The 10737-nt window shown below is 70.5% G+C and carries 11 protein-coding genes and 1 pseudogene; 7 read left to right on the top strand and 5 right to left on the bottom strand.

Annotated features, from left to right (window positions below):
- The coding region (locus B7767_RS08920; RefSeq protein ID WP_085571695.1) for a pyridoxamine 5'-phosphate oxidase family protein at window positions 1-415 on the bottom strand (415 nt) is incomplete at its 3' end.
- A 128-nt stretch (window positions 416-543) separates the two neighbouring features.
- On the opposite strand from B7767_RS08920, the gene clpB reads away from it, so the two are divergent.
- The gene (clpB, locus tag B7767_RS08915) at window positions 544-3165 is read left to right on the top strand and encodes an ATP-dependent chaperone ClpB (RefSeq protein WP_085571694.1); all 2622 of its coding nucleotides are present in this window, start codon (window positions 544-546) and stop codon (window positions 3163-3165) included.
- 177 nt (window positions 3166-3342) lie between these two features.
- Window positions 3343-3873: a YbjN domain-containing protein gene (locus B7767_RS08910; protein WP_030862980.1), complete on the top strand. Its 531-nt coding sequence runs from the start codon at window positions 3343-3345 to the stop codon at window positions 3871-3873.
- Window positions 3874-3944: 71 nt separating this feature from the next.
- Here B7767_RS08910 and B7767_RS08905 read toward each other — a convergent pair whose 3' ends face one another.
- The gene (locus tag B7767_RS08905) at window positions 3945-4571 is read right to left on the bottom strand and encodes an SCO4225 family membrane protein (protein WP_256923367.1); all 627 of its coding nucleotides are present in this window, start codon (window positions 4569-4571) and stop codon (window positions 3945-3947) included.
- 223 nt (window positions 4572-4794) lie between these two features.
- A pseudogene (locus B7767_RS08900) lies at window positions 4795-5231 on the bottom strand (ATP-binding protein).
- A gap of 178 nt (window positions 5232-5409) precedes the next feature.
- Here B7767_RS08900 and B7767_RS08895 point away from each other — a divergent pair.
- The 5 genes from B7767_RS08895 to B7767_RS08875 all read left to right on the top strand — a co-directional run bounded on the left by B7767_RS08895 (window position 5410) and on the right by B7767_RS08875 (window position 8820).
- Entirely contained in the window at window positions 5410-6324 is a 915-nt protein-coding gene (locus B7767_RS08895) for a helix-turn-helix transcriptional regulator (RefSeq protein ID WP_085571697.1), read from the top strand.
- Window positions 6281-6418 carry a DUF397 domain-containing protein gene (locus B7767_RS47865; RefSeq protein WP_256923366.1) on the top strand — a complete coding sequence of 46 codons (138 nt, stop codon included), beginning with the start codon at window positions 6281-6283 and terminating at the stop codon, window positions 6416-6418. The genes B7767_RS08895 and B7767_RS47865 overlap by 44 nt, the downstream gene beginning before the upstream one ends.
- Window positions 6419-6700: 282 nt before the next feature.
- Entirely contained in the window at window positions 6701-7546 is an 846-nt protein-coding gene (locus tag B7767_RS08885; protein ID WP_085571693.1) for a hypothetical protein, read from the top strand.
- 97 nt (window positions 7547-7643) lie between these two features.
- The gene (locus tag B7767_RS08880; RefSeq protein WP_085571692.1) at window positions 7644-8303 is read left to right on the top strand and encodes a DUF433 domain-containing protein; all 660 of its coding nucleotides are present in this window, start codon (window positions 7644-7646) and stop codon (window positions 8301-8303) included.
- Entirely contained in the window at window positions 8293-8820 is a 528-nt protein-coding gene (locus tag B7767_RS08875) for a toxin-antitoxin system, toxin component, PIN family protein (RefSeq protein ID WP_256923365.1), read from the top strand. Before B7767_RS08880 ends, B7767_RS08875 begins: the two co-directional genes overlap by 11 nt.
- Here B7767_RS08875 and B7767_RS08870 read toward each other — a convergent pair.
- Window positions 8712-9905 (bottom strand): pyridoxal phosphate-dependent aminotransferase, encoded by a 1194-nt coding sequence (locus tag B7767_RS08870; RefSeq protein ID WP_085571691.1) that lies wholly within the window; start codon window positions 9903-9905, stop codon window positions 8712-8714. The two genes, B7767_RS08875 and B7767_RS08870, sit on opposite strands and share 109 nt — an antisense overlap.
- Before the next feature lie 65 nt (window positions 9906-9970).
- Complete coding sequence (locus tag B7767_RS08865) at window positions 9971-10177, bottom strand: hypothetical protein (RefSeq protein WP_085571690.1); 207 nt, start codon at window positions 10175-10177, stop codon at window positions 9971-9973.
- Window positions 10178-10737: the final 560 nt, after the last annotated feature.

The raw sequence follows: 10737 nt of genomic DNA, 5'->3' as shown, positions 1-10737 counted from the left end.
ACCCGCGTCCCATCGCGCGCGTGAGCGCGATCTCGATGACCACCCGTGACGGATTCGGCCGCGGCGTCCGCCCGTAGCGCTCCGCGTACCGCCGCTCCGCCTCGGCGACCCGCTCCCGCTCCGTGCGGACCACCGCCCGCCCCTCCAGCGTCGCCCACCGCCGGCCGTCCACCTGGCACACCGCGACGGGGGCGCCCCCGTCCCCCGCCGCCCGCACGTGCCGCACCTTCGCGCTGGACTCGTTCGCGACCACCCGGGCGAGGCGTGCCCCGGGGTCGTACGTCACCGCGACGGGCACCACGTGCGGGGTGCCGTCCGGGCGGAGGGTGGTCAGCGTGCACAGGTGCTTCTCGCGCCAGAAGCCGAGGTACGACGCGTCCGGATCGCCCGGGTCTACCGAGTACGAGGTGGCCATGGACCGGAACTTAGTCCCCGCCGCACTCCCGTCCACCACCTTGAGTGGAATAGACTCAAGTTTGTGTACGCTGACCGAGTCAGCCGCGAAGGCCGCTGAAGGGTCACCGCAAGGAGGAGAACGGACACGTGGACGCCGAGCTGACCAACCGGAGCCGGGAAGCGATCCAGGCCGCGGGCAACCGGGCCGTGACCGAGGGACACCCCGACCTCACCCCCGCCCACCTGCTGCTGTCCCTGCTCGCCGGGCAGGAGAACGAGAACATCACGGACCTGCTCGCCGCGGTCGACGCCGACCAGGCCGCCGTACGCTCCGGGGCCGAGCGCGTCCTCGCCGGCCTGCCGAGCGTCACCGGGTCCACCGTCGCGCCGCCCCAGCCCAACCGTGAACTGCTCGCCGTCATCGCGGACGCCCAGTCCCGCGCCCGCGACCTCGGCGACGAGTACCTCTCCACCGAGCACCTCCTCATCGGCACCGCCGCCAAGGGCGGAGCCGCCGGCGAGGTCCTCACCCGGCAGGGCGCCACCGCGAAGAAGCTCCAGGACGCCTTCCAGAAGGCGCGCGGGGCCCGCCGGGTGACCACCGCCGACCCCGAGGGCCAGTACAAGGCCCTGGAGAAGTTCGGCACCGACCTCACCGCCTCCGCCCGCGAGGGCAGGCTCGACCCCGTCATCGGACGCGACCAGGAGATCCGGCGCGTGGTGCAGGTGCTGTCCCGCCGCACCAAGAACAACCCGGTGCTGATCGGCGAGCCCGGCGTCGGCAAGACCGCCGTCGTCGAGGGCCTCGCCCAGCGCATCGTCAAGGGCGACGTCCCCGAGTCGCTGAAGAACAAGCGGCTCGTCGCCCTCGACCTCGGCGCCATGGTCGCCGGCGCCAAGTACCGCGGCGAGTTCGAGGAACGCCTCAAGACCGTCCTCGCCGAGATCAAGGACTCCGACGGCCAGGTCATCACCTTCATCGACGAACTCCACACCGTCGTCGGCGCCGGCGCCGGCGGCGACTCCGCGATGGACGCCGGCAACATGCTCAAGCCGATGCTCGCCCGCGGCGAACTCCGCATGGTCGGCGCCACCACCCTCGACGAGTACCGCGAGCGCATCGAGAAGGACCCGGCCCTCGAACGCCGCTTCCAGCAGGTCCTCGTCGCCGAACCCTCCGTCGAGGACTCCATCGCCATCCTCCGCGGCCTCAAGGGCCGCTACGAGGCCCACCACAAGGTCCAGATCGCCGACAGCGCCCTCGTCGCCGCCGCCACCCTCTCCGACCGCTACATCACCTCCCGCTTCCTCCCCGACAAGGCCATCGACCTCGTCGACGAGGCCGCCAGCCGCCTGCGCATGGAGATCGACTCCTCGCCCGTCGAGATCGACGAGCTCCAGCGCGCCGTCGACCGGCTGAGGATGGAGGAGCTGGCCATCGGCAAGGAGACCGACGCCGCCTCCCGCGAACGCCTGGAGAAGCTGCGCCGCGACCTCGCCGACAAGGAGGAGGAGCTGCGCGGCCTCACCGCCCGCTGGGAGAAGGAGAAGCAGTCCCTCAACCGGGTCGGCGAACTGAAGGAGAAGCTCGACGAGCTGCGCGGCCAGGCCGAACGCGCCCAGCGCGACGGCGACTTCGACACCGCCTCCAAACTCCTCTACGGCGAGATCCCCACGCTCGAACGCGACCTGGAGGCCGCCTCCGAGGCCGAGGAAGCGTTGACATCTTCCGCCTCCGGCGGGGGCGCGAAGGACACCATGGTCAAGGAGGAGGTCGGCGCCGACGACATCGCCGACGTCGTCGCCTCCTGGACCGGCATCCCCGCCGGCCGCCTGATGGAGGGCGAGACCCAGAAGCTGCTCCGCATGGAGGACGAACTCGGCAAGCGCCTCATCGGCCAGACCGAGGCCGTCCGGGCGGTGAGCGACGCCGTACGGCGGTCCCGCGCCGGGATCGCCGACCCCGACCGCCCCACCGGATCCTTCCTCTTCCTCGGCCCGACGGGCGTCGGCAAGACCGAGCTGGCGAAGGCCCTCGCCGACTTCCTCTTCGACGACGAGCGGGCCATGGTCCGCATCGACATGTCGGAGTACAGCGAGAAGCACTCCGTCGCCCGCCTCGTCGGCGCGCCCCCCGGCTACGTCGGCTACGAGGAGGGCGGCCAGCTCACCGAGGCCGTCCGCCGCCGCCCCTACAGCGTCGTCCTCCTCGACGAGGTCGAGAAGGCCCACCCCGAGGTCTTCGACATCCTGCTCCAGGTCCTCGACGACGGCCGCCTCACCGACGGCCAGGGCCGCACGGTGGACTTCCGCAACACGATCCTCGTCCTGACGTCCAACCTGGGCAGCCAGTACCTGGTCGACCCGCTCACCACCGAGGCGGAGAAGAAGGAGCAGGTCCTGGAGGTGGTCCGGGCCTCCTTCAAGCCCGAGTTCCTCAACCGCCTGGACGACCTGGTCGTCTTCTCGGCGCTCACCAAGCCCGAACTGGCACGGATCGCGAAGCTCCAGCTGGAGTCCCTCTCCCGCCGCCTCGCCGAACGCCGCCTCACCCTGGACGTCACCCCCGACGCCCTGGCCTGGCTGGCCGAGGAGGGCATGGACCCCGCCTACGGCGCCCGCCCCCTGCGCCGCCTGGTCCAGACCGCCATCGGCGACCGCCTCGCCAAGGAGATCCTGGCCGGCGAGATCAAGGACGGCGACACGGTCCGCGTGGACCGCTTCGAGGACGGGCTGCTGGTGGGCCCGGCGACCGGCAAGTCACTCTGAGCGACGGTTCCGTTTCCGGGCCCGATGTCCCTCCCCGGGACGTTGGGCCCGGCCCGTACCGGGTACCCCGGCATTGACCGGATCGAGTCAGCCCACGGCTGACAGGCCCGTCGGGGCTTGCCACCCCCCTCCCCGTATGGGGGAGGATGGCGGGATCCGTACGAAGGGAAATTCACGGTGACCATCGACCCGTCCTCGATTCCGAATTTCGGGGGCCAGCCCGAGCCGCAGCCGCAAGGACCGGCGGGCCCCGTCGTCCCGGATCAGGACCTCGTGAAGCAGCTCCTCGACCAGATGGAGCTCAAGTACGTCGTCGACGACGAGGGTGACCTCGCGGCGCCGTGGGAGCAGTTCCGCACCTACTTCATGTTCCGTGGAGAGGGCGACCAGCAGATCTTCTCCGTCCGGACGTTCTACGACCGGCCGCACCAGATCGACGAGAAGCCCCAGCTGCTCGAGTCCGTCGACGACTGGAACCGCCGCACGCTGTGGCCCAAGGTCTACACCCACACCCACGACGACGGCACGGTCCGTCTCATCGGTGAGGCCCAGATGCTGATCGGCATGGGCGTCAGCCTGGAGCACTTCGTCTCGTCGACGGTCAGCTGGGTGCGGGCCGCGATCGAGTTCGACAAGTGGCTCGTCGAGCAGCTCGGCCTGGAGCAGGAGATCAACGAGACGGACGACAAGCCCGAGGACGACGAGTAGTCCGTCCTCAGGCATGGCGTGACGAGAGCCCGGTCCGGACAGCCACTGTCCGGACCGGGCTCTCTTCTGCCTCACCTCCCTGCGGGGCGGGCCCTCAGCCTGTGTGCGAGCAGGCCGATCAGTACGGCGTTGACCAGTCCCGACAGGACCACACCGGCGGAGAAGACCAGTGAGCTCAGCCAGGCGGGCGAGGAGTACTCCACGGGTGCCGTCACCAGCAGGGCGAGGAAGCTGAGCGGTGCCGCGGCCATGATGGGCCATATCCCCGCGAACCCCGGGTCCGACGACACGAACACGGCGTACAGGAAGGTTCCCAGCGCCGCGGCGACCACGGCGAGATAGCCGCGCGCGAGCCAGTTGTCCACGGCGGGCGCGAGCAGGGCCCGTGGGGCCCGTGGGCGAGGACGTACGGAGGGTGCCCGGTCCGACTTCCTGGCGAGGGCGCCGAGCGCGGCGGCGTTCACGAGGGCACACAGGAGGGTCCACGCGAACCAGAGGCCGGTGGCCAGCACCTCGACCGGCGGGCTTCCCTCGGTACCGGGCCCGAAGGGGAGGAGCACGGGCAGGAAGGAGAGGGGCGCCGTGAGCAGCATGGGGCTCATGGCGTAAGGGCTCTCCGGGAAGAGGAACATGACCAGGACGCCGAGGGCGACCACGGTCAGATAGCCCCGGGCGAGCCGGCTGTCCGTGGTGAGCACGGTAAGTCGCCGCAGACGTGAGCGAGGGGAAGTCGGCATCGGAGGCCCTTCAAGCCGGTACGGGTCGGTGATCACCACAGTGACCCGGAGGGCTCGTTCCGGCATGAGTACGGCTACTCACCGGCAGGACGGCAGTACCTGGTACACCGAAACGCCTCGCGCCCGCACGCCTGCGGCCCAGGTGCGTGACCGCCGGCGGTGCGGCACGACCACGAGCCGGATCTCACAGGTGAGCCGGCACCTCCGTGGACACCTCCGCCCACATCGTCTTGCCCAGGGGCGACGAGGCGCCGACCCCCAGCGCACCGCCAGGGCCTCCACCAGGAGCAGCCCTCGACCGGACTCGCCTTCGGGACACGACGAGGGCGCGGTCGCGGGCGCCAGCTTCGTGGCGGCGGCGTCCGCCACCTCGACCCGCACCAGGTCCGCCGCCGGGTCGAGGGCGAGTCGCAGACCGAAGTCGTGTCCGGGCACCCGGCCGTGCAGCACGGCGTTCGCAGCGAGCTCACCGACGACGAGGGCGATCGCACACGACACGTCCGACGCGGGCGGGTGCCCCCACGCCTCCATGCACCGGACGGCGAAACGCCGGGCGAGCCGCGCGCCGTGCGGTGAGGAGGTGAACCGTGCGGCAGCCGAGGTGGTCGTTCCTGTGAGCACGGCTTGGTCCGTCCCTCTCTGTCGATCTCGGGTCGTCTCGCGGCGTATGCGAGTCATCACGTTCCGTACTCAAGATTCGTCCGGTCGCTCTACGCTCAACAGAGGGCGCGGTATTACCTTTCAGGCCATAAGGAACGGAAGTGACGCTTTGGCCAACGCAATTGACCCCAGTGCGTCGATGGCGGCTCTGTTCGGTACACGGGTGCGCAGACTCCGCACGGCGGCCGGACTCACCCAGGCCGAACTCGGCGCCAGAACGCATGTGGTGGGCACGCGGATCACGCAGATCGAGCGGGCGTCCGGGGCGAAACCGACGCTGGAACTGGCGCGTGCGCTGGACGCGGCCCTGGGTGCGGAGGATCTGCTCGTCGAGCTGTGGCCGTATGTGTATCGGGAAGCGTTTCCGGACTGGTCGCGGAAGTTCATGGAGTACGCGGAGCGGGCGGTGGACGTCCGCGAGTACGCGGCTCATGTGGTCCCTGGCTTGTTGCAGACCGAGGCATACGCACGAGCTGTGCTGAAAGTTGGTCGAACGCTCGCCAGCGAAGAGCAATTGGAAGAGCGGGTCAACGCTCGTATGGGGCGACAGAAGCGCCTCGGTACGCCTGATCGCCCCGAGCTGTGGGTGGTCCTCGACGAAGCGGTTATCAGGCGTCCGGTCGGCGGCTGGCCGGTGATGTGCGAACAGTTGGAGTGGCTGCTCGGAACTGCGAAGGAGTTCCACACCACCGTGCAGGTACTGCCGTTCGACCAGGGCGAGCACGAGGTCATGGGAGGCTCGCTCACGGTCCTCACCTTGTCGGACGGCTCGGAGGTCGCCTACGCGGAAGGCGCACACTACGGCCAACTCATCGAGGATCCGGACGAGGTGAGGCGGTTCTCCCTGACCTACGATCGGCTGCGGGCGGCAGCTCTGCCCCCGCTCATGTCGCTCGACATGATCCGATCCGTGAGGGAGGACAACCACCATGGAGCGAAGGTCCCGTCCCGATCTGAACGGCGCCGCCTGGCGCAAGAGCAGCTACAGCAACCAGGAGGGCGGCAACTGCGTGGAGGTGGCCGACGGGTTCCCGGCCGTCGTCCCCGTCCGTGACAGCAAGGCCCCGCACGGTCCGGTGCTGTGCTTCGAAGCCGCTTCCTGGGCCGCGTTCATAGGCGAGTTGAAGGCAGAACACCACCGTCCCTGAGCGAGCCGGGCCCCGGGCGCCGTCCGTCTTCCGGGCCGACCGGGCCCTTGTCCACGAGGGTCCGGTCGGCCACTGACCTCCCCAAAGAACCGGGAGAAAGAACTACCCGCCCACCCACCCTCCCCACCGAAAAGCCCGCGTCACCCGTCCGAGTGACCGGCTTGCAGGTGCGGAATGCGGGCGGTTACGTTCGCCGCAGCAACCGCGAACAAATGCGGCCCCCGCCCAGGATTGCCGTCCTGGAACGAGGGCCTCACCGATCAGGAAGCCTCAACCTTCCCAATGGCTGACTCGCAGTCTAACGCGCGCCTGCGCGCCGACGCCGGAACACCGACCTCCGGCGTGATCCACGTACGCACCCGCCTCACCGCCGACTTCACCGTGATCTCCAACGCCCTCGCCCAGCAGCGCGGCAGCGCGGTCACCATCGGCGTCGCGGTCTACATCGCCTCCCTCCCCGACGGCACTCCCGTCAGCATCGCCGCCCTGTGCGAGCACTTCACCGAGGGCGAGATCCTCATCTCGCGGGCCCTGCGGGAGCTGGAAGCCGCCGGGTACCTGGAACGCCGCCGCGAGCGCCTGCCCACCGGGCAGATCCGCACCCGGACCTACTTCTACGACGTACCGGACGGGCCGCCTGAACCACCTGCCCCGCGAGGACCCCGGAAGCGGTCCGCCACCGCACCGGCCACGGCCGTGCCGGAGACGCCACAGCCAGTCGACACGGAGCCGGTGCCGTCCCTCGTCGACGCCGACCCCCAGGCCCTCGCCGTACTCACCGCACTGTGTCGGGTCGACCCCCGCCTCGTCCTGTCCGTACAGGAGGCCGCACGGCTGGCGCCGGCCGTCTCCCGGTGGCTCGCGGCGGGTCTGGGAACGGTGCAGATCATCAAGCTGCTGACCGAAGGCCTCCCCGATCACTTCCTGACCCGTCCGGCGGGCATCCTCGCCTACCGCCTGCGCGAAACACCACTACCCGTCGCACCCCTCTCGCCGACACACCGCGACGAACGCCCCGCCGTCCTCCCCTTCCAGACCTGCGACGGCTGCGACAAGGCATTCCGCGCACCGGAACCCGGCCGGTGCCGAGGCTGCTGGTCGGGGAGCCGTCTCCATGCCGCCTGCTGAGCCGATGGGCGGGTGTGAGATCGACCCCCGGACGGGAAACTCGATGTGCGACGATGCGAAATCGAGCAGCGGACTCGACAGACGGAGGAGGTGGGGCATGACCGACCGGTTCAAGGACGGACTTCTGACCCCCACGGAAACGGCCTCCTACCTGGAGATCCCGCAGTCGACGCTCACCTCGTGGCTGAAGGGCAGGGCCGCCGGGGCACCGCTGGTCCACCAGGTGGAACCACTGCCTCGCAAGGGACAGCCCTCGGTGCCGTTCATCGCGGTGGCCGAGGCGCACGTTCTCCGCTCCCTCCGCACCCTGGGGCTGCGGATGAGCGAGATCAGGGAAGCGGCCACCGCCGTACGGGATGCCTTCGACACCCCCTACGGCCTTGTCTCGAAGCGGATCGCGACGGACGGCGTGGACATCTTCGTCGAGCACGGGCTGGGGGACCTCCGCAGGGCCCGGGACGGTCAGGCGCCCATCCATGAGGTGGTCTCCGGCTACCTCCGCTACCTGAACTGGGAGCCCGACGACGACTTCCCCTCCAGTCTGCGGCTCAGGCAGTACCCGGAGTCCGTCCCCGTGGTGATCGACCCGAGGTTCGGGCACGGGCGGCCCGTCGTGGCCGCCAACCGCGTCGCGGTCAAGGCCATCACCGACCTCTGGGAGGCCGGGGAGAGCGTCGAGGACATCGCGTACGACTTCGACATGACACCCGAGCAGGTGGACGCGCTGTGCAGGGCAGTGGTGCGCCTTGCCGCCTGAGTTCTTCCTCGACCGCAATCTCGGACGTCGCGTCGCGGAAGGGCTGAGGGCGTGCGGCTGGACTGTCCACCGCATCGGGGACGTCTTCCCCGACGACGCACAGGACATCGCCGACGAGGATTGGATCGCTCACGGCCTCGACCAGTCATGGGTGCCGATCTCCAAGGACGGCCGGATCAAGAGCCGGGATCTGGAGATCCGACCGGTGCTTGAACGGGAAGCGGTGCTCTTCTACCTCGACAACCAGCAACTGCCCAGCGCCGAGATGATCGGGCGGTTCGACGCACACCGTGAGGCCATCCACCGGGCCGTGGCCAGGGGCGGTCCCGCGGCCTACGCGGTACGGCGTGACCGCGTCGAGCGCACCTGGCCGTGGAGAGGGGATCGCCCGAGGCCGAGTGACCGTGCTCAGCGGGTTCCGGCGGCCTTGAGGCGGCGGGACGCCTCCTCCAGTACGGAGCGCTTCTTGCAGAAGGCGAAGCGGACGAAGGGGGCGCCCATGTCGCGGTGGTCGTAGAAGACCGACGTGGGGATGGCGACGACGCCCGCGCGTTCCGGGAGGGCGCGGCAGAAGGCGATGCCGTCCCTCTCGCCCAGGGGGCGGATGTCGGCGGTGATGAAGTACGTGCCGGAGGGGCGGTAGACCGTGAGGCCCGCCTCCTCCAGGCCGGCCGCCAGGACGTCGCGCTTGGCGAGCATGTCGTCCCGGAATCCGGTGAAGTACGACTCCGGCAGGGCGAGGGCCTCGGCGATCGCGTACTGGAAGGGGCCCGCGGAGACGTAGGTGAGGAACTGCTTGGCCGAGCGGACCGCCGTGACCAGTTCCGGGGCCGCCGTGATCCAGCCGACCTTCCAGCCGGTGAAGGAGAAGGTCTTGCCGCTGCTGGAGATGGTCACCGTGCGGTCGCGCATGCCCGGGAAGGTGGCCAGGGGGACGTGTTCGGCGTCGTCGAAGACCAGGTGTTCGTAGACCTCGTCCGTGACGACGAGCAGGTCCCGTTCCACCGCCAGCCCGGCGATCGCCGCCAGTTCCTCGCGGGTGAGGACCGTGCCGGTCGGGTTGTGCGGGGTGTTGATCAGCAGCAGGCGGGTGCGGTCGGTGACGGCGTCGCGCAGTTCGTCGAGGTCGAGGCGGAAGCGGCCCTCGCGGGGGCGGAGGGTGACGGGGACGCGCCGGCCGCCGGCCATGGCGATGCAGGCCGCGTAGGAGTCGTAGTACGGCTCCAGGGCGATCACCTCGTCGCCGGGTTCCAGCAGCGCGAGCAGGGCGGCCGCGATCGCCTCCGTGGCGCCGGCGGTGACCAGGACCTCGGTGTCGGGGTCGTACGAGAGGCCGTAACGGCGTCGCTGGTGCGCGGCGACGGCGGTGCGCAGTTCGGGGATGCCGGGGCCCGGCGGGTACTGGTTGCCGCGGCCGTCCCGCAGGGCCCGTACGGCGGCCTCCCTGACCTCCTCGGGGCCGTCGGTGTCGGGGAAGCCCTGGCCCAGGTTGAGGGAACCGGTCCGCAGGGCCAGGGCGGACATCTCGGCGAAGATCGTCGTCCCGAACTCGGCGAGCCGGCGGTTCAGGAGGGGGCGCGCGCTGGAGGTCATGGCGGCCATCCTGCGCCGGAGCCCCGGGGTTCCTCAACTCGCCTTCGTGGACGGGCGTCCGCCGGGAGGGTGGGTCAGGGGGCGATGCACGACACCCCGGGCGCCGTGGCCGGATCGAGGAGGGCCGCCGGGTCGGCGAGCTCGGTGACAGCGGCGGGGGCCTCGGTCAGGCAGGTGACCGTCCCGACGGGGTTGTCCACCGCGGTGGCGGGAGCGGTCGAGGCCATCGCGCCGGCGGCGGCGAGCAGGACCGGGGCGATCAGGCGCAGGGGGACGCGCATGAGGGATTCTCCGTTCTTTTCGGCACACGGGCATCACGGGACACCCGCACGGATGAGTAACCCACCGTGCCGGGCGGGACCACACACCCCACCCCGACGGAGGAACCCCCAAACCGGCCCGGTGAGACCCGGACGGTCCCCGAACTGCCTTTCCGCGCAGGTCAGAAGTCGTTCCCCCGACAGGACCCTCAGAAGTTCCTCAACTCTGCTTTGGGCCGCACGGGTGGAGGGCATCTCCCGGTCACACACGTGAGCGAGGCGCCCACGGGGGGCCGCTTCGGGGGATCACGGGGGAACGGAAGGAGGGTGACGCCATGGTCGTCGGCATCATCCTGGCGGTGCTTCTCGTGCTGTTGGTCGCGGTCGTGAGCGCCGCGCGCAGGCCCGCGCGGCGGGTGGGCGCCGGCCGTAGCGGCAGGGGCCGCGACAGCTGGTGGGCGGGTGGCGGCGGAGGCAGCGGCGGGTCCTGCTCGTCGGGTTCCTCCGGGGGATCGTCCTGCGGTGGTGGCTCGTCCTGCGGAGGCGGGTCGTCCTGCGGGGGCGGCGGCGGATGCGGTGGA

It is taken from the genome of Streptomyces sp. 13-12-16 (genome assembly GCF_002114215.1).
Classification (GTDB): Bacteria; Actinomycetota; Actinomycetes; order Streptomycetales; family Streptomycetaceae; genus Streptomyces.
The sequence above is the reverse complement of the archived record's forward strand: the minus strand, read 5'-3'. Positions and strand labels throughout refer to the sequence as shown.